The 18,546-nt window shown below is 36.2% G+C and carries 17 protein-coding genes; 6 read left to right on the top strand and 11 right to left on the bottom strand.

The annotated features are described in order from the left end of the window. Positions 1–15: 15 nt before the first annotated feature. The 3 genes from QSG86_RS12975 to QSG86_RS12965 all read right to left on the bottom strand — a co-directional run bounded on the left by QSG86_RS12975 (position 16) and on the right by QSG86_RS12965 (position 2,215). Positions 16–537, bottom strand: coding sequence for a DUF1440 domain-containing protein (locus QSG86_RS12975; RefSeq protein WP_317031883.1), 522 nt, complete (start codon positions 535–537; stop codon positions 16–18). A gap of 378 nt (positions 538–915) precedes the next feature. Continuing rightward, positions 916–1,419, bottom strand: a complete 504-nt coding sequence (locus tag QSG86_RS12970) for a DinB family protein (protein ID WP_317031882.1) — start codon at positions 1,417–1,419, stop codon at positions 916–918. Positions 1,420–1,576: 157 nt separating this feature from the next. Further along, a complete protein-coding gene (locus QSG86_RS12965) occupies positions 1,577–2,215 on the bottom strand; it encodes a hydrolase (protein ID WP_317032574.1) in 639 nt (212 codons plus the stop codon). Positions 2,216–2,370: 155 nt separating this feature from the next. Here QSG86_RS12965 and yaaA point away from each other — a divergent pair, with 155 nt between their 5' ends. Next, positions 2,371–3,144, top strand: a complete 774-nt coding sequence (gene yaaA / locus QSG86_RS12960) for a peroxide stress protein YaaA (RefSeq protein ID WP_317031881.1) — start codon at positions 2,371–2,373, stop codon at positions 3,142–3,144. A gap of 129 nt (positions 3,145–3,273) precedes the next feature. Here yaaA and phrB read toward each other — a convergent pair whose 3' ends face one another. Continuing rightward, positions 3,274–4,707 carry a deoxyribodipyrimidine photo-lyase gene (gene phrB, locus QSG86_RS12955; protein ID WP_317031880.1) on the bottom strand — a complete coding sequence of 478 codons (1,434 nt, stop codon included), beginning with the start codon at positions 4,705–4,707 and terminating at the stop codon, positions 3,274–3,276. A 144-nt stretch (positions 4,708–4,851) separates the two neighbouring features. After that, entirely contained in the window at positions 4,852–5,334 is a 483-nt protein-coding gene (locus QSG86_RS12950) for a peptidylprolyl isomerase (protein WP_317031879.1), read from the bottom strand. 263 nt (positions 5,335–5,597) lie between these two features. Here QSG86_RS12950 and QSG86_RS12945 point away from each other — a divergent pair, with 263 nt between their 5' ends. Together QSG86_RS12945 and QSG86_RS12940 are read left to right on the top strand one after the other, a co-directional pair. Then, entirely contained in the window at positions 5,598–6,419 is an 822-nt protein-coding gene (locus tag QSG86_RS12945) for a PhzF family phenazine biosynthesis protein (protein WP_317031878.1), read from the top strand. A gap of 439 nt (positions 6,420–6,858) precedes the next feature. Beyond that, positions 6,859–9,621, top strand: a complete 2,763-nt coding sequence (locus tag QSG86_RS12940; protein WP_317031877.1) for a pitrilysin family protein — start codon at positions 6,859–6,861, stop codon at positions 9,619–9,621. Between the two features lie 186 nt (positions 9,622–9,807). Here the strand turns inward: QSG86_RS12940 and QSG86_RS12935 are convergent, their stop codons facing one another. Further along, positions 9,808–10,191 carry a DUF3144 domain-containing protein gene (locus tag QSG86_RS12935; RefSeq protein ID WP_317031876.1) on the bottom strand — a complete coding sequence of 128 codons (384 nt, stop codon included), beginning with the start codon at positions 10,189–10,191 and terminating at the stop codon, positions 9,808–9,810. Positions 10,192–10,304: 113 nt separating this feature from the next. Here QSG86_RS12935 and QSG86_RS12930 point away from each other — a divergent pair, with 113 nt between their 5' ends. Next, on the top strand, positions 10,305–10,937 hold the full coding sequence (locus QSG86_RS12930) for a hypothetical protein (protein ID WP_317031875.1): 633 nt from the start codon (positions 10,305–10,307) through the stop codon (positions 10,935–10,937). A gap of 157 nt (positions 10,938–11,094) precedes the next feature. Here QSG86_RS12930 and QSG86_RS12925 read toward each other — a convergent pair whose 3' ends face one another. Further along, positions 11,095–12,060 (bottom strand): alpha/beta hydrolase, encoded by a 966-nt coding sequence (locus QSG86_RS12925; RefSeq protein ID WP_317031874.1) that lies wholly within the window; start codon positions 12,058–12,060, stop codon positions 11,095–11,097. Positions 12,061–12,286: 226 nt separating this feature from the next. Here QSG86_RS12925 and QSG86_RS12920 point away from each other — a divergent pair, with 226 nt between their 5' ends. Next, positions 12,287–14,002, top strand: coding sequence for an AAA family ATPase (locus QSG86_RS12920; protein WP_317031873.1), 1,716 nt, complete (start codon positions 12,287–12,289; stop codon positions 14,000–14,002). 92 nt (positions 14,003–14,094) lie between these two features. Here the strand turns inward: QSG86_RS12920 and QSG86_RS12915 are convergent, their stop codons facing one another. The 4 genes from QSG86_RS12915 to QSG86_RS12900 all read right to left on the bottom strand — a co-directional run bounded on the left by QSG86_RS12915 (position 14,095) and on the right by QSG86_RS12900 (position 18,013). Next, a complete protein-coding gene (locus QSG86_RS12915; RefSeq protein ID WP_317031872.1) occupies positions 14,095–15,264 on the bottom strand; it encodes a benzoate/H(+) symporter BenE family transporter in 1,170 nt (389 codons plus the stop codon). A 57-nt stretch (positions 15,265–15,321) separates the two neighbouring features. Next, entirely contained in the window at positions 15,322–15,969 is a 648-nt protein-coding gene (gene leuE, locus QSG86_RS12910; RefSeq protein ID WP_317031871.1) for a leucine efflux protein LeuE, read from the bottom strand. 76 nt (positions 15,970–16,045) lie between these two features. Then, on the bottom strand, positions 16,046–17,035 hold the full coding sequence (tal, locus tag QSG86_RS12905; protein WP_317031870.1) for a transaldolase: 990 nt from the start codon (positions 17,033–17,035) through the stop codon (positions 16,046–16,048). Between the two features lie 84 nt (positions 17,036–17,119). After that, positions 17,120–18,013: a LysR family transcriptional regulator gene (locus QSG86_RS12900; RefSeq protein ID WP_317031869.1), complete on the bottom strand. Its 894-nt coding sequence runs from the start codon at positions 18,011–18,013 to the stop codon at positions 17,120–17,122. A gap of 97 nt (positions 18,014–18,110) precedes the next feature. Here QSG86_RS12900 and aceI point away from each other — a divergent pair, with 97 nt between their 5' ends. Beyond that, positions 18,111–18,542 (top strand): chlorhexidine efflux PACE transporter AceI, encoded by a 432-nt coding sequence (aceI, locus tag QSG86_RS12895; RefSeq protein ID WP_317031868.1) that lies wholly within the window; start codon positions 18,111–18,113, stop codon positions 18,540–18,542. The last annotated feature ends 4 nt before the right edge of the window (positions 18,543–18,546 follow it).

Raw genomic sequence — 18,546 nt, 5'->3', positions numbered from 1 at the left:
TTGAATCCATATCCACTAATCGTAGCTATGTTGTTGAGTAAAACGACTGCGTAGATTTTGTCGGATTGCCTCAATGGTCCATATCCAAAAAGCGGTACCGACAAATTCAGAAATTAATGCTTCAGAACCTGCTGTCCATAACCAACCTGATAGGCCCAGTAATGGCACCACTAAACCATGTGCAAAAACAGATACTCCAATACCAAAAATAATACCATGTAGCATTCTTGCTTTAACAAAATATTCATTTAGTACGCAATAAATAATAGCGATCACAATTGAAAATAAAATATGAACACCATTACCGCCCCAATTTACCGTGTAATCCATCCAATGATAGACCATATCACTGCTATGAAAGCCTAACTTATCCAGTAATACCATCGGTGGTGGTAATGTTTCTGGGGTTCTTGGAGGAATTAAATCTTCAAAGCCTGATTTTACCAGTGCAGAAATAATGCCGGCAATAATACCAATATAAATCGCTAGATAAATATGCCGAGTATTTTTGTCACGTGTTTGAAATAAATTGTACATGATTATTCTCAAGTTAGTATTATTGTGGTGATGATTTTTTAGTCATCATTCGATTTAGTATTTAAAGGATTTATATCGTATTCAGTATAAAAAGATAAATATTTCAACTGATGTATTTTTGTAGCCAAATGCGATTGAATACAGCAATGATGAATTGAGGAGATTAGCTGTAATGATCAAATCACTTTGCAATTTCTCTGTATTGTGATGCTCAGGCTGGTGATACACATATCATAGCGGTTTTATAATGTTGATTTGCATCAGGGTGTTTTATCATCCATTTGTTGTTGTACTATTGTGATGCTGACTAAAAAACTCAACCTATGGTTATGACGACTTTAGATTTAGATCGTGTAGTAGATCATTGCGCTAAAGTAATCATGTATTTTCTTCAACCAGCATATAGACCAAATCAAGTTCAGGGCAATCATAGCCCATACCACTGAGTGCAGCAGTAATTTGTCCTCTATGATGAGTTGCATGGTTGAAAACGTGAAGTAATGTTGCTGCATAGGGGAGTGAAATGATTTGGCCTTTTGATGTGGTGTAGGTTAATTGCTGTTTAAATTTCTTCACATCTACGGTTGCTAAAAAATCTGGCCAATGTTGGGCACGTTGTTCTAATTGATTGAGAAGCTGATCTTTATCAGCTTCTATGATGCTATTTAATGCTAGGGCTGGTGTGGGTTGGGAGCAAAAGCGGGCAAACCATAAGTAATGTTCTCCGACCAGTAAATGATTTAATGTGCCAGAAATACTTTTAAAATACAGTCCACATTCTGCATTAAATTGTTGCTCGGTCAATTGGCGTAATTGTTGATTTAACTTATAGGTTGCCCAAATATTGTACCGTGCCAATAATTTAAACATTGCTAAATCCATAAATGACTCACTGAGCAGTAGATACCATCAATGCGATCTACTGTATCAGGAGTTGGCGAAAAATCTATGATCAGCCTTGTATATAACGCATTGAATTGATTGTGGAGCCATAGTATGTGTATAAGACGATCAATATGAAAAATATGGATCGGATATTTTAATCAGCATGTAGACTTAAAAAACGAGACATCGTAATGCGCAATACTTTTAAATAGCCAGTAAAGAAATGATTGGCACCAGGTAAAATAGTGATTGAATGTCGCTGTGGCTTTGCCCATTGAATCAAATCTTGAAGTGTGGTGATACGATCTTCCTCGCCATGAATCAATAAGATATCTCCTTGAATTGCCGGTGTAACATAATGGCGGCTATCGGCGACAGTTGCTGTTGGTAAAGCACATAAAATCATTTGTTTTGCTTGTAACTCAGCCGGAAGTCGTGCATGCGTTTTGGCGATGATATGGGCACCAAAACTAAAACCAGCCGCATAAAAGCATAATCCTTGGTGTTGCTGACGTGCATAGGCAATCACCGCTAAGATATCCTCAGTTTCTCCGATACCATGGTCATGATGTCCCTCGGTTTGTCCTGAACTTCTAAAACTAGGGCGATAAACAACACAGTCATGTGCGAGATAGGTTTGTGCCAAAAGGGTGGGTATTTTATGCTGTGGTGTACCCCCTTCTAAAGGATGAGGATGACACACCACTGCGAATCCTTTAATCTCTTGTGAAGGGTAATCGACCAAGACTTCAATTTTTCCAGCATCACCAGAAATAAAAATTTGTTTAGACATCATGGGAGTAAGCATAATAGGTAACACTTAACTATTTTACCGATCATTTTCACTAAAAACATGAATTGGTATTAAAATAATACTGCTGTTATAGTTGGCGATTGATTCATTATGTATCGTGATATTGTAATTCATACAATTTAAACAGGTTTGTTATGCTTGCCCTTATATCCCCAGCAAAAACGTTAGACTATGAAACGCCGTTGCCAACGGATCATTTTACTTTGCCCCGACTTTTACAACATAGTCAATTATTGATTAAAGATTGTCAAAAATTATCGGTAAGTGAAATTGCTGCACTGATGAAAGTCAGTGAAAAAATAGCATTACTTAATCATGCACGTTTTCAAGATTGGCATGTTGATTTTAATCTTACCAATGCACGTCAAGCCATATTTGCATTTAAAGGAGATGTTTATACTGGCTTAGATGCTTATGATTTAAATGAAAAATCTATTCAATTTGCGCAACAGCATTTACGGATGCTTTCGGGTTTATATGGTTTATTACGTCCATTGGACTTAATGATGCCATATCGTTTAGAAATGGGTACACGTTTAAATAACATTCGTGGTCCTCATTTATATGCATTTTGGGGAGAATATATTACAGATTTAATCAATGCTGATTTAGCCCAGTCTAATTCATCATTATTGGTCAATCTTGCCTCTGATGAATATTATAAAGCTGTGATTGAATCAAAAATTAATGCAGAAATTATCAAGCCTGTATTTTTGGATCAGAAGCATGGCAAATATAAAGTCATTAGTTTTTATGCTAAAAAAGCCCGTGGTTTAATGGCACGCTATATCATTGAAAATCAACTAAGCCATCTAGATGATTTAAAATCATTTCAAGCAGAAGGCTATTATTATGCAGCAGAAAGCTCACTTGCCGGAGAGCTGGTTTTTAAACGTGATGAAATATAAGTCATCGTGATGAGCTATGGATTAAATTTGCATTTTGACCAATGCTTGCTCAAATGTACCTTGTCGGTGAAGAACAGACAAGGTCGCACTAAAAAACCATAAGGCCATGGCTGAGATGAGCGCTTTAATTTAGCTATGGGTTTTAAAAATATCGATAGTCCTTAAACGACTTTGTTTAAGATCAACTATGGGCTGTGGGTATTTTAACGCAATATGCGGGTTTTTTGCATAAGGTTGATGAATGGTTTTGGCATTTAAATGGGCCAATTCTGGTAACCATTGGCGAATATAATCGCCATTAGGATCAAATTTTTCTGATTGACTGATTGGATTAAAAATTCTGAAGTAAGGCACAGCATCTGTTCCTGTAGAAGCACACCATTGCCATCCGCCATTATTGGCCGCTAAATCACCATCGATTAAATTTTGCATAAACCACTGCTCACCTTGACGCCAATCGATCAATAGGTTTTTGGTTAAAAACATGGCAGTAATCATTCGAACTCGATTATGCATCCAACCTGTGGCTAATAACTGACGCATGCCAGCATCTACAATTGGAATACCCGTTTGTCCCAATTTCCATGCTTCAAAATCTAAATCGGCATGACGCCATGGAATATGTTGGGTATTTAATTTAAAGGGTTGGTATCGAGATAATCGAGGAAAACTGTATAGGATATGTTGATAGAATTCACGCCAAATTAATTCATTTAACCAAGTTTCTTGACCTTGATGATAAATATGAAATTGAGCATTGTTTGTTTTAAACAGTGCTGCTAAGCATTGACGAATAGAGAGTAGTCCTGAATTTAAATATGGAGAAAGAAGACTGCTACCTTTGCTTGCAGGGAAGTCTCTTTTGAGATGATAATCTTGAATATGATCTTGAATAAAATTGTTGAGCATATCTTGTGCATATGACTCACCTACGGGCCAAAGTGCCTGTTTTTCGATTGGAATTGTATTTCCTGTTAATTCTTCTAGGGTTGGAATCTCTGCCGTGAATTGTTCTGCATTCTGCACGCTCGATTGAGCTTCAGGTTGCAAAAAAGGTTGTGGTAGTGAAATAATCAGTTGTTCAATACATTTTTTTTTAAACGCACTGAAAACTTGATAAGGTTGTTGGTTTTGATTGCGAATTGAACCTAAAGGAAATATGGTTCGGTCATGATATAGAATAAAATCTTTATTGATTTTGTTGAGCTTTTTTTGTACAATAGCATCACGTTGCAGCTCATTGATGCCGATATCAATATTGCCGTAGACATTTTGAATATCATGTTTGCTACAAAACTCACAGATAAAATTGGCGATATCGCGCCACCATGGAATGACTTCAATTTGCAAAGGAATATTCAGTTTTTGTAGTTGCTGTTTTAATTGTTGCAATTGTCGCAGATAAAAGTCAATTTTAATGGCTGCATCATGATGCTGTTGCCATTGTGCTGGAGATAAAATCACCAAGGCAATCGTCGTCTGGTTTTGTAGTGCATACCAAAGCGCACTATTGTCGCTCACACGTAAGTCTTGTCTAAACCATATTAATGATTTTTTTTGCATAGCATTTATGTACTTTGATCAAATACCTATCGCTATTTTAGTCTTTAAACACGTCAAAATGATGTGAATTTTATGAGAAATAAGTAGAATATTGTGACATAAAAAAGGCCAAGTAAAAACTTGGCCTTAATGATCTATATGATCTTAGTGGTGATGACCACCTGCACCATGAACATGACCGTGCTCAAGCTCTTCTTCAGAAGCATCGCGAATTTCAACGATTTCAACTTCAAACGTTAAGTCTTGGCCAGCAAGAGGGAAGTTAGCATCAACGACAATGTTGTCACCTTCTACGGCTTTCACAGTTACAATTTGTACACCATCATCTGTTTGTGCTTGGAATTGCATGCCCGGCTGAATGTTCTCTACACCTTGGAACATTTGTGCTGGAACTTCTTGTACGAGATCAGGATTATATTCACCATATGCTTCAGCAGCAGGAATCGTGATAGTAAATTTTTCACCCACTGTTTTACCTGCGAGTGCTTTTTCTAAACCAGGGATGATATTCCCAGCACCATGCAAATAGGCAAGTGGTTCACCTTGAGATTGGTCGAGAGTTTCACCCTCTGCGTTAGTCAATGTGTAGTGGAATGAAACCACGTGGTTATTTGCAATAGCAGTCATGTTATTGATCCATTTCAATCTTAAGTTGGACATCATAATGGCAAAAAGCCAATGTTATAGAAGCAAATTTTTATTAAAGTGCTTTTATAGTACTGATGTTTTACATTGTATGGGGGTTATATAAATTAATTCAATGCTTTCTTGGTTTTTTTATTATATTTGTTGTGAGTGAATGGTTGTAATGACTGAGTGTTCGTGTATAGATGATCATAGCGCTGATATGACCAAATACATCAGGTGTATCTAGAAAAAGGGAACAATTAATGAAAATGTATCAAGTAGACGCTTTTACACAAGTTAAATTCAAAGGTAATCCAGCCGCTGTGTTGGTTTTAGATGAATGGCTGAGTGATGAGTTGATGCAAAATATTGCACTGGAAAATAATTTGGCAGAAACGGCATTTGTAAAGAAAATAGATGCAGAAAATTTTGCTATTCGTTGGTTTACACCAACAACAGAAGTTGATTTTTGTGGCCATGCAACCTTGGCCAGTAGTTTTGTTTTATTTCAATATTATGCTGTGCCTGAAACGATTTATTTTCATGTTAAACAACTGGGTGTTTTTATCGTTTCACATGCTGAAGATGGTCGAATTTGTATGAATTTCCCAATTCGCCCTGCTGAAAAATTATCAGATTATCCGCCATTATTGAGACAAGCATTGAGTAAGCCATTTAAAGCCGTTTATTTAAATGCACAGGCTTATATTATTGAGTATGAAACCGTACAAGATGTATTAGATGAGAAACCTAATTTTGAGTTATTAAAACAATTGGCACAGTATCGTACAGCAATTACTGCAGATGCTTCTCGTTTGGATCTTGCCATCACCGCTCAATCACAACAATATGATTGTATCTCTCGATATTTTGCACCAGCCAATGGGATTAATGAAGATCCTGTCACCGGCTCAATTCATACCGCGATTGCACCTTTATGGGCCGAAAAATTAGCGAAAACATCGATTATGGCTTATCAGGCTTCTGCGCGAGGTGGAACATTATATTGTGAAATTCTCGCAGATAATCGTATTGAAATTTCAGGTTATGCACAATTATATTTACAGGCTGAACTGTATCTTTAATTGATTGAGATATGAAATTCACCGGTGATGATTTTACATCTATAGTTGGCATAACAATGGATATAAAATCATCAGCGTATTGGGATTACAAATTCCTAGTTGAGTTCAAGCAAACATCCTAGGATATAGGTGAATAATGAGATTAATCATCTTGTATTGTAGCTAATTACACGATAGTTTTAATGATTGGCTTATGATCAGGCTTGATTTTGTCATTATTAATTGAATGGACGCATTCAGCAGTAAAATAGATAAAATACAGATTTTATGATGACCGATCATCTTTTATTCTTACTGATTGATCATAAATCAATTTAATTTTTAAGTAAAATAAAATGAATATTGTTATCATTCTCATTTGTTTCTAATGTATTTAAATTAAGATTTATAGTCATCATGAATATTTACTTTGCCATGACTATTTTGATATGGAGTCATTATGCTGTTTGGTTTTAATCAGGTTGTTATTTCACTATTCATCATCGGAATAAGCAGTCCCATTTTGGCACAGCCTATTTTAGTCAAAAAACAACAAAAAATTGAGGAATATCAACTTGATAATGGCTTCAGGGTGATTCTTGCACCGAATGATAAAGAAAATAAAGTGTATATGAATACAGTCTATTTTACGGGATCTTTAAATGATCCTAACGGTAAAGGAGGATTAGCGCACTTACTGGAGCACTTAGCATTTAAAGGCACCCAAAATGTGCCGGGGGAAGAGTTTCAGCGCCGCCTAGATCAGCATACTTTATCCAATAATGCCAGCACCAGTTATTATGCAACCAAATATATTAATACCATTCGTCCAGAACAAAAGTCAATTAATGCACTGATTCATTTAGAAGCAGAACGGATGGATAAACTGATTCTACAAGAAAAGTTTGTACCGGCTGAAATCGCTATTGTAAAACGTGAGCGTGAAGTACGTATGGATCAGCCATTTGCAGTTTTAATGGATCAGGTATGGAAATCGGCATATGGTCAACAGTATTTTGGTCGGCTACCGATTGGTGATCTAGATGAATTGCAATCGATTAATATGCAAGAGTTAAACTCATTTTACCAAACATGGTATGCACCCAATAATGCTGTAATGATTATTGCTGGAAAATTTAATCAAGCTGAAGTTTTAAAACAGATTGATCAACAATTTGGTTCTATTCCTGCGAGGGCAGTACCACCGCAAGTACAAGTTCCTCCATTAGATACAAATCAAATTAAACAACGTCAATTTTTAGTAGAAAAAGGTAGTGATTTGGCCAAATTTAATATCTATTTAAATGGTCCAAATCAAAAGATTAAAACTGCTTTAGCAATCGCACCAGCACTGTATACTTTACAGCCAAGTGGTCATTTATATCAGCGTATGGTTGAAACGGGAATAGCAACCAATGTTTTAGCCTCATCCTATTTAGATCGGGATTTTAATGTGATATTTATGGGGGCTGTATTTTCACCAACAGATGATGAGAAGAAAGTTGCTGATACACTGATTCAAAGCGTTGAACAACATCAAACATTTAATGAGAGTGAGTTAAAACGCGTCAAAAATCTGATTAAAAATTCTCAGGAAAGTATGTTGAGCAATTCAACAGCAGTGGGAGAAATGCTCAGTGATTACGTTGTTTCATATCAAGGTAATTGGGCACAATATTTTACGGATCAACAGCAATTACAAGGTTTGACTGTAGAGCAAGTTAATCAAAATCTGAATGATTTTATTCAAGCACAAAATCGTATTGAAGGCGATATTAAACCAACCCCTGAAGCACAAAAAAAAGCGTTAACCCAGCAGCAGCCAATATTGACTAAAACTTTAGATCAAACACCACAACAGCCTGAAGTATTAAAAGATATCAGTACCTATCAGCGAGAAATTGCACAAAATGTCGTGACTTCTAAGCAACATTTATTGAATGCAGAAAAGAAAATTCAGCGTGGTGAATTGGCCAATGGTATGAAATATGCTTTATTTCCAACATCAACTCGCGACGACAAAATTTATGCTTTTATTGATGTTGATTTTGGTCAGGCAAAAAGTTTGATAAATAAGGCTGAACTAATTGATTTAACTGCATATTTGTTACTGCGTGGTTCTGATCAATATAGTTTACAAGACATTGCAGACCAGTCAATTGAAGCCGGTGGTGGTGCAAGCGCATCCTCTGCTCAAAATGGTATGAATATTGCTATTGTGGCTAAAAAAGATCAATTTGACCGTTTTTTTAAATTCATGATTGATGTGATGAAAAATCCAAAATTTGAACAGAGTCAATTTGATTTAATTAAACAGCAAACATTATCCAGTCTCGATCGTCCTTATACAGAACCAGCTGTTGTGGCAGGTATGACATTATCTCGTGTTTTGGAGAAATATCAGCCAGGTGATCTACGTTATCATTTCGAACCAGAATTGGTCAGAACACAGATTAATGCTGCGACGAATGAACAAGTTAAACAGTTTTATCAGCAATTTTTTGCAATGAATCATGCGCAAATTGCAATTACTGGTGATTTTAATCCACGGAAAATGCAAAAATTTCTGCAACAAGAATTTGCCAATTGGAATGGGCAGGAGCCGTATGAACGACTCGATTCACCTTATCAAGCTTATCCGGGGCAAAAGATTCATGCTTTAGCGGAGCAGCGTGAATTTGGTAGCTATGCTGCAGTATTGGTTTTTCCAGTCGGTGCGGATCATCCAGATATGCCAGCATTGACTGTTTTGCGTAATATTTTGGGCGAATCACAATTATCTTCTCGTCTAGCAAAAGAGTTGCGTGAAAAGAATGCCTTGGTCTATGGCTTTAGCAGTACAATTAATTTTAATCAATATCAAGATTCAGGTGCTTTAGCGATTGATGCACAATATACCGCAGGTAAAGCAGCACAAGTTTCACAAAGCATTCATGATGTATTCAATGATTTGATTAAAAATGGTGTAACTGAGCAAGAGTTGGCTGCTGCAAAAGCAGATATTATGAAAAAGCGTGTTACTGCATTAGAAGATGAGCGCCGTATTCATCGTATGTTAGTACCGCAATTGAAGTTAAATCGTGATTTACGATTTCGTGAGCAGAGAGATCTCGCAATTGCACGATTAAGTAAAGCAGATATTGATGCTGTGATTAAAAAATATATTCAACCTAACAATTTAGTTGAAGTGATGGCAGACCAATATGGAACCACACAGCCTTAGGGAGATTAGTATCGGATGATGATGGTATTGATCAGTCCTTATATGTAGTGTTTAGATTGATGATGGCGTTTAACGATAAACGCCATTTTTGAGTGTATTTTGATCTTTATGGATTGATCCATATAGATAAGAGGATAAATCACAGACGACCATCAAATCAGGCATTATCAAAAGCGTGCAGGATAATCAATGATTGTGTTTATTGGTGTGAAATTCCTCATTATGACGGAAACGTAAATAGTTTTCGAATTGCTCACAATACTCATCATAATTATCTTCTAGCATCATTTGAAATTGCTGCAGAATATATGACATCACTTGTTGTTTCGCATCGCGCATTTCATTGCCATCTTTAAAATTATTGGCAGCGACCCATGTATTAAAACGTGCGGTTGCAAACAGCATAGCAGCACTGACTTGTCCACGTTTGTCACTCGGATTTTCCTGACTACCTTTTTCAATACGAGAAAAATCATTTGCTTGTTGAATAAACTCATCTGCACGTTCAAAAAAAATGGCATTTAAAGCTTCTTCTTCGGTGACATCCGTTGCTTCAATTTTTTGCACCATGAACTTTTCCTAATCTAAAATCAATGCTGCATTATAGGCAAAGCCTTGCAGAAACTAAACCTTTCGCGTAATCTTAAATAGCCTAAGTATATAAAAAAGTCATGGGTGATAGTATGCAAGAGAGTATTGCGGTACAAACTTTAAAAAGTGATATTGCCTTATTACGTCAGAATATTTGGCCACCAGTCAATTTAGCCAATGTGGAAGGTTTACCGATTTATTATGGACTTAAATCTGAGGTAGATGATTATTATAAACAATGGACAGGATTGATTGAACGTGCTCAAGATTTGTTTCAACCTTTTATGGACGATGAGGTTCTCGATGAAATTCATTTACCGAGCCATTTAAATTTACCCTTATTTTATTTTCATGTAGATCGAATTCGTATCAATAAAACACGTGCCAAGGAATCAAAAACATTTCGTGGTGTGGCAAGATTGTTAGATAAATGCGGTCAATTTGAAGCTCAACAAATCACAGCGATGCATCATTGGTTAGATCATGATGAATCTGCAGTATTGGTTGCACATCGCGAGTTTATTGATTTAAGAACCTATGTATTTCAACATCGACAAAGTGAGTACACCAGAACACGATTTTATGTGAATGGTATCGTATTAAGTGTTGAGGATGATTTTAAATTAATTGATGCACGAGATAAGCCTCGTAAACAGCGTAATGATCGTTATTGTGATCCACTTGCAGATAATCAGACGTGGAAAATCTTTGGTAAATATCGTTAATGGGACGTTAGCGATAAAAAATGTTGCCAGATATACTGAAGCAGAGTTTGTATTTAGCGAATTGTGCTAAATTTCCCATCTATGCGTGAACAATAGTGTTTCTCAGGGCATAAGCGTCTAGCAGTAGGAATCTCCGTCCTTGAGGTCGGAGAGGATGTCAAAGATGATGATATTGCAGCCATGCAAATAAAGCTTGATAAACCTGTTTTCGAACAGGCGCACTAGAAAGAACTAAATCATGTATACCGTTTTGAATTTCACATAGAGTGACATGGCCTTTTAAATGGGCTGCCCATTTTTCAATATCTTTAACGTTTAATATAATATCACTGGTTTGTGCTTGCTGATTCCACTGTTTTGGTGCAGTAGTTTGTGATGAATACATCACCAGTGTAGGTACACTTAAATAAGGACCTTGATGGATCTCTTGTTGTGCTTCATAAATTGCATGAATAAAACTTAATGGAATATAGGGGACTTTGTCTTTTTTCCATTCAAGATTAAAATTCCATTCACCATGAAATAGTCGATGTAAACTTGCAATATAATATTGGTTCATTGGATTGGGAACTTGCAGGTCAGGAAATTTTTTACCCAATTGATTTAAAACAGGAATAGCAAGCATTTTTTGTAGGTGAGGTAAATTAAAGTCATAAAAGGGACTATTTAGCCATAAGCCTTTAATTAAGGGATGATTGATATGATGTGCGATATATAAGGTGCTAATTAAGCCACCTGTTGAATGGCCCGACAATATAACCTGATCATGCTGTTCCTCTGCAATAATGGCTAGTGCTGTTGAAATTTCTGCATCATATTCAGATAAGTTGCGGACGGCATAAAATTTTTGATGAGCGAGGTGTGATCGACCATATTTACGTAAATCGAGTGCATAAAAGTCAAAATGATGTTGATTAAAAGCTTCAGCCATTTCAGTCTGAAAAAAATAATCTATAAAACCATGTAGATAAAGTACTGCTTTTTTTGTTGGTGTGACTGCTTTTTTTCGAATCAGTGTTGCGATGACTTGACCATCCTCATCATCAGGAAAGGGTAAATCCATCCGCTCATATTCTGCGCCTAAAATATCTTGACGATAAGATCGATTTTTTTTCTTGATCATTGCAATGCCTATAAAAAAGAGTACATGGTATGGATATTTATTTGTAGCAAATTGGCTTTATAAAATAAAACCATAAAAAGTAATGAATTGCTAACTCTTGCTCATCATATTGTCGAGAATATGCGGTGTATTGTTCTTTTAAAATAGATGAGGAGAAAATTAGTTCGACTTAACTTTTTTAACAAAAGATTGTAGGCTATAACAGTTTTTGAATGGTATAGGTCTTATGAAACAAGAAACTGCACTAAAGCTTATGAAAGCAGGTGAAAATATTTTTTTAACAGGCTCTGCTGGTGCAGGAAAAACCTATACTTTAAATCAATATATTAATTATTTAAAAGCACGTAAGGTTCCTGTCGCGATTACAGCATCGACTGGAATTGCTGCGACACATATGAATGGAATGACGATTCATACTTGGGCAGGTATTGGGATTAAAGATATGCTGACAGATGATGATCTGAAGCGTATGAAAGAACGAAAATATTTAAAAGAACATTTAGAAAATGCCCAAGTCTTGATTATTGATGAAATTTCAATGCTTCATGCCAAACAGTTAAATCTGGTCAATCAAGTTTTAAAATACTTTAAAGAAAGTGATCAGGCCTTTGGTGGAATTCAGGTTATTGTCGCAGGTGATTTTTTCCAATTACCTCCTGTTGGTAAAAATGATGAAAAAAATAGAGATAAGTTCTGTTTTATGTCTGATGCTTGGGTTGAGGCAAAATTTCGAGTGTGTTATTTGACAGAACAATATCGTCAAGGAAATGATATTTTAAATGATATTTTAAATGCGATTCGTCATCAGTCTATTCAACAACAACATATTATTGCTTTACAAAATACTAGGCATCAGGATATTGGTGAAACGTTTACACGTCTTTATACCCATAACATGGATGTGGATACACTGAATCTCAAACATTTAAATGAAATTGATCAAGATATACGTCAGTTTGATGCGCAATGTGATGGGAATGATAAATTAATTGAGACCCTTAAATCATCAATTCGAGCACCTGAAGTATTGGTCTTAAAAAAACAGGCCAAAGTGATGTTTGTCCGTAATAATTTTGATCTGGGCTATATCAATGGCAGTTTGGGTGAGGTGATTGGCTTTGAGGATGATGATGAATATGGGTGTTTGCCTAAAGTAAAATTAACAGATGGCAGTATTCTATTGGTTGAGCCTGAAACTTGGTCTGTAGACAATGATGCTGGAAAAACGATTGCTAGCTTTCAACAAATTCCATTACGATTGGCATGGGCTATTACGATTCATAAATCACAAGGGATGACTTTAGCAGCAGCAGAAATTAATTTAAGTCATACTTTTGAAAAGGGTCAAGGCTATGTGGCTTTATCTCGCTTAAAGTGTTTAGATGGTTTGCGTTTATTAGGATTTAATGAGCAAGCATTAGAATTAGACAGTTTAGCCATTAAAGCGGATCGTCGTTTTCAAGAGTTATCTGCTGAAGCTGAAGAAAAATTTCAGCATATTGATTTAACGCTACAACATAAAGCATTTATTCGCCATTGTGGTGGAACACTAAATGAAGCTGAGATTGATCGTAATGCACGTAAAATTGCAAAAAATGCAGCAAAAGAAAGTTATGCAACAGCCACATTAGATGAAACACGGGCTTTATTTGAAGCAGGATATGAAATTCAAGATATTGCACATGAACGTGGCTTAACGCCTGCTACGATTATTAATCATTTAGGCCGCTTACATAAAGAGCAAGGATTGGATATTACAGTAGCCAGTCCTGGTGACGAAATCGTTGAACAGGTACGCAAGATTTATAAACGGTTGATCAAACGTCAAGATGGCCAGCATTTTAATGATGATGGTTCAATTAAATTACGCCCGATTGTTGAATTAACACAACCTAAAATGGCTTATGATCAAGTCCGTTTAGCATTATTATTTGTTGAATAGAGTGGTTGGTTATTTTGATTTCATCATCGATCAAGCGCCTGATATAAGCGATGAGGCGCTTGATGATGAGTATTTCACGGTAATACAAAACATTAGTACTTTTTAACTTGAAGAATTTTATACACCACTAAACCAAAAAGTAATCCCCAAAATGCAGATCCAATCCCAAAAAATTGCACACCAGAAGCACTAAATAAAAAAGTCAGTAAAGTTGCTTCACGCTCTGTTTGTTCTTTAAATGCCAGAGCAATGTTATGCCCAATCGTACCAAATAATGCGATACCTGCCAGTGCAATAATTAGAATTTTAGGAAAGGAGAGCAGTAGACTGGTCAATGTTGCAGCAAAAATACCCATTATAATGTAGAAAAAACCACAACTGATACCGGCAATATAACGTTTAGTTGGATCTGGATGGGCCTGATCATCTAGACTAATTGCTGCACTAATTGCCGCAATATTCACACTAAAACAGCCGAAAGGTGCCAATATTGCTTGGGCAGTACCTGTCCAACCAATGAGATGCTTAACATGGGGTTCATAATGATAGCTTTTAATCATAGCCAGCCCAGGTAAGTATTGCGATGCCATGTTAATGACAAATAAAGGTAATGCGAGTCCAAAAAATGCGGACCATGAAAAATGTGGTAGCATCAGTATGGGCGTTGCTGGGCTGAGCTGAATATGTCCGAGTTTAAAATCAACAAAAAATGGAATTAAAATAATTGCAGCCACAACAGTCATCACAATACTATAACGAGGCCATAAACGTTTTGAGAGAATATAGGCAGTTAATAGAGATAAAATAAATCCCCAATGTGTTTGCATGGCTATAAAAATATCAATACCAAATTTGAGTAGCACACCAGCCAGCATAGCACTGGTTAAACTCTGCGGAATATAGTGCAAAATTTTGGTAAAGATGCCCATAAAACCGAATAGGGCAGTTATAAGTCCACATAACAAAAAAGCACCAATCGCTTCGTATAAATTATAACCTTGCGCTGAAGCAATGATTAAGGCGAGGCCTGCGGTTGACCATGATGTGGCAACAGGATAGCGAAATTTCCAAGAAAGTATTAAGCCGCAACAACCAATGCCGATTCCTAAGGCCCAAAACCATGAGGTAATTTGTGCTTGATTTGCGCCAAGTAGCTGTGCTGCTTGAATCACCAGTACTGATGAAACACTAATTCCTACAAGAAAGGTAATAAAGCCAGCGAAAATGGCAGGGATTGATAAATCTTGAATTATTTTAGGCATAGTTCCGTTGCATGGTCAGATAAAAATAACAGGATTTTGCTATCATACGCTTTCTTTTTATAAGGTTGAAGTTGCAAGTTTTATACCAAAGCCACAAAATAAGACGCCTACACTTGCCACACAGATTGCAGTAAATTTATAACGATATGAAAAATAGCGTGCCAATGCTGCACCTGAGAAGATCAAAAGTGTTAAATAGCCCATACTAATGATTTGTAATACAGTTGCTAAAGCGGCAAATGTAATGGCAGGATAAGGATAAGCAGGATCAACAAACTGTACAAAAAATGACAGATAAAACAAAATGGCTTTGGGGTTTAAAATACTAATCGTTAACGCGGTACGAAAGGGTTTAAGCTGTTCCAAGGATGGCGGTTGACGAAGTTGTGCTGGTGTTGCAACAGCCTTCCAAGTATGTATTGCAGCTAGACACAATTTCACGCCTAAATAACTGAGATAGATTGCGCCAATAATTTTCAGCAGAATAAATAACCAAGGAAAGGTATGCAGTAAAGAGGCGGCTCCCAATGCTGTTAACAAAATGAGAATTAAATCACCAGTATAGACGCCTAAAGCACCTTGATAACCTGCTTTTATCCCATGTTTTGATGCAATTGACATCACAAATAAAGAATTAGGGCCAGGGAGTATCACAATTAAAATAGTACCAATGATAAATGTGGTTAAATCGGTGATCCCCAACACAGGACAATGATCCTAAATAAAAAGCCGAGAGATATTATAACCTCATCGGCTGATATGCATAGTGAATATTTAGCGATTAGACTTTAATTTCAGCATCAAGACCACAAGACTGGCGGAGTAAAATTTTTAATTGCTCCCGTGCCTTAATGAAGCCATCAATACCACCCTGTAATAGTTCAGTGGTCATTAAATCATTTTGTACCAGCATCTTAAATGTAGTTTCATTTAAAGATTGTGCCTGATAAGGATGAGGAGTACTCATATGATTTAAAGAAAGCTGTGGGGTTACAAGACGATCATCTTGTTGCATTTCAGCTAATAGATTTGGCGCAACAGTCAGTAAGTCACAACCTGCTAAAGCCAGTACTTGTTCAATACTGCGGAAGCTTGCCCCCATAATTTCCGTTTTAATTTCATGTTGTTTATAGAAATAATAAATTTGTTTAACCGAGAGTACGCCCGGATCTTGTTCGATTGGGTAGTGATCTAATTTTTCAAATTTTTTATGCCAATCTAAAATTCTTCCAACAAAGGGTGAAATTAACGTGACTTTAGCATCGGCACAAGCCTGTGCTTGATGCATGCCAAATAACAAAGTGAGATTACAATGAATATTTTCAGCTTCAAGTTGTCTGGCTGCTTGAATGCCTTCCCATGTTGACGCAATCTTGATTAGAATACGCTCTTGATCAATACCATGTGATTGATAAATAGCAAGAAGATCTTTGGCCTTGGCCACAGTTGCAGCAGTATCATAAGACAGTGCAGCATCCACTTCAGTTGAAACCCGTCCATCAATCAGCTTTAAAATTTCGATACCGAATTGAACAGTGAGAATATCAATAGTACGTTCAATGAGCTGATCATCAGTATAAGCTTCGTCTTTGGCTTGTTGATAGGCCGCCTCAATTAATTTGATATTTTCAGGTTGACTGGCTGAGGCTGTAATTAATGATGGGTTGGTTGTTGCATCACGTGGACGAAACTTTTTAATGGCATTTAGGTCGCTACTGTCGGCAACAATGATGGTCTGTGTTTTTAATTGATCTAAAGCGGATAATGTCATTTTATTTAGTTCTTAAGCGTTGTTACTTTAATTTACTTATAACATAAACTTTTTGGCGTAAAAGTCTTTCTGGATTGTTTTCTATCAAATTAATTGCTGTTTTCTTTGATTTCGGATGTGATTGATTAAGAAGTGTGCAGCCAATCCAAGTTCATGTTCACGATTCCATACTAAATCGACAAAATATTCAAATGCAGGGGTAAAATCGCTAATGTTTAAAATCTTCAGTTTTTTTCGAAGATATGCATTTTCATTAAACATCTCAGAAGGTAAAACACCCCAGCCCAAACCTTGTAAAATTAGGCTGCAAGCAGAGTGGTGATTATCTGTACGCCATGCTTGTTTGGAAAAAAGTAATTCTGGTTTAATATTACGATCTCGACTCGCGACGACAATTTGTCGACTTTGTCGTAGTTGTTCATAACTAATTTGATCATATTGTGCCAGTTTATGTTGTATCGCAACCACAGGAATTAAGGTTGCTCTTTTTAGCTCAACAAATTGTTCACTGTTATTTAATTGTTCACGTTCAAACATTAAAGCCAGTTGTGCTGAATTATTAAGAAGCATTTTCATAGCATCTTCTTGCGGTGCAGAGAAAATATTAATTTGTAAGTCAGGAAACTGTGTGGCCAATAATACAATATATTTAGTCCACTCGGTATGGACCAGCTCAGAGACGATGACAATATTTAATTCAGCCTCTAGACCTTGGCTTAATGACTGAGCATGTTGTTTCCATTGATTCATCTCTATCAGTAAATGTTGTGTTTTTTCATATAGAATCTGTGCTGCGGGTGTGGCAACCGGCTCTCGACCAACACGTTGAAAGAGTTTTAGATTTAAATCAATTTCTAAATTAGCAATCGACATACTTACGGCTGATGGTACTTTACCTAAAGCACGTGCAGCAGCTGAGAATGAGCCAGTTTCCATGACGGTTTTAAAAATGATTAATTGTTCTTGATGAATATTCATAGTGCAACCTATCAATTATTTTGAAAGAATCTAACTTAATTTATCAATTAAATATACATATAATAAGGCTTAATTAAATTATAAAGCGAGTTTTTAAATGTTGATTTCCAAAAGAAGGATTGTTCATGCATTAAGTTATGAGATTATCCTATTGGTCATCATTGCTATTGCATTAAGTTATATCTTTGCTATTCCAATGGAAGTTACCGGTGTATTAGGTGTTGCGATGGCAGTGACCTCGGTACTTTGGAATATGCTGTTTAACCATTTTTTTGAAAAATTTGAAGCACGTAGAAAATTAAAAAGAACATTGGCTGTACGTATTTTACATGCGATTGGATTTGAAGGTGGTTTGATGATCGCGACCATTCCCATGATTGCCTATGCATTGAATATGTCATTTTTTGATGCGGTATTACTTGATTTTGGTTTAACCTTATGTATTTTAATTTATACGTTCATTTTCCAATGGTGTTATGACCACATTGAATATAAATTAGGTTATGAACCTGAATATCGTCAAAGTTAATCAG

The organism is Acinetobacter sp. SAAs474 (assembly GCF_032823475.1).
GTDB lineage: Bacteria > Pseudomonadota > Gammaproteobacteria > Pseudomonadales > Moraxellaceae > Acinetobacter.
The sequence above is the reverse complement of the archived record's forward strand: the minus strand, read 5'-3'. Positions and strand labels throughout refer to the sequence as shown.

Excerpts from the sequence above, each read along its gene's own strand:
- QSG86_RS12900 (WP_317031869.1), bottom strand. The coding sequence starts at position 18,013 with ATGAATATTCATCAAGAACAATTAATCATTTTTAAAACCGTCATGGAA.
- QSG86_RS12930 (WP_317031875.1), top strand. The coding sequence starts at position 10,305 with ATGCAAGAGAGTATTGCGGTACAAACTTTAAAAAGTGATATTGCCTTA.
- QSG86_RS12975 (WP_317031883.1), bottom strand. The coding sequence starts at position 537 with ATGTACAATTTATTTCAAACACGTGACAAAAATACTCGGCATATTTAT.
- QSG86_RS12965 (WP_317032574.1), bottom strand. The coding sequence starts at position 2,215 with ATGTCTAAACAAATTTTTATTTCTGGTGATGCTGGAAAAATTGAAGTC.
- yaaA (WP_317031881.1), top strand. The coding sequence starts at position 2,371 with ATGCTTGCCCTTATATCCCCAGCAAAAACGTTAGACTATGAAACGCCG.
- QSG86_RS12920 (WP_317031873.1), top strand. The coding sequence starts at position 12,287 with ATGAAACAAGAAACTGCACTAAAGCTTATGAAAGCAGGTGAAAATATT.
- tal (WP_317031870.1), bottom strand. The coding sequence starts at position 17,035 with ATGACATTATCCGCTTTAGATCAATTAAAAACACAGACCATCATTGTT.
- QSG86_RS12925 (WP_317031874.1), bottom strand. The coding sequence starts at position 12,060 with ATGATCAAGAAAAAAAATCGATCTTATCGTCAAGATATTTTAGGCGCA.
- aceI (WP_317031868.1), top strand. The coding sequence starts at position 18,111 with ATGTTGATTTCCAAAAGAAGGATTGTTCATGCATTAAGTTATGAGATT.
- QSG86_RS12950 (WP_317031879.1), bottom strand. The coding sequence starts at position 5,334 with ATGACTGCTATTGCAAATAACCACGTGGTTTCATTCCACTACACATTG.
- QSG86_RS12940 (WP_317031877.1), top strand. The coding sequence starts at position 6,859 with ATGCTGTTTGGTTTTAATCAGGTTGTTATTTCACTATTCATCATCGGA.
- QSG86_RS12935 (WP_317031876.1), bottom strand. The coding sequence starts at position 10,191 with ATGGTGCAAAAAATTGAAGCAACGGATGTCACCGAAGAAGAAGCTTTA.
- phrB (WP_317031880.1), bottom strand. The coding sequence starts at position 4,707 with ATGCAAAAAAAATCATTAATATGGTTTAGACAAGACTTACGTGTGAGC.
- QSG86_RS12945 (WP_317031878.1), top strand. The coding sequence starts at position 5,598 with ATGAAAATGTATCAAGTAGACGCTTTTACACAAGTTAAATTCAAAGGT.
- QSG86_RS12915 (WP_317031872.1), bottom strand. The coding sequence starts at position 15,264 with ATGCCTAAAATAATTCAAGATTTATCAATCCCTGCCATTTTCGCTGGC.
- QSG86_RS12970 (WP_317031882.1), bottom strand. The coding sequence starts at position 1,419 with ATGGATTTAGCAATGTTTAAATTATTGGCACGGTACAATATTTGGGCA.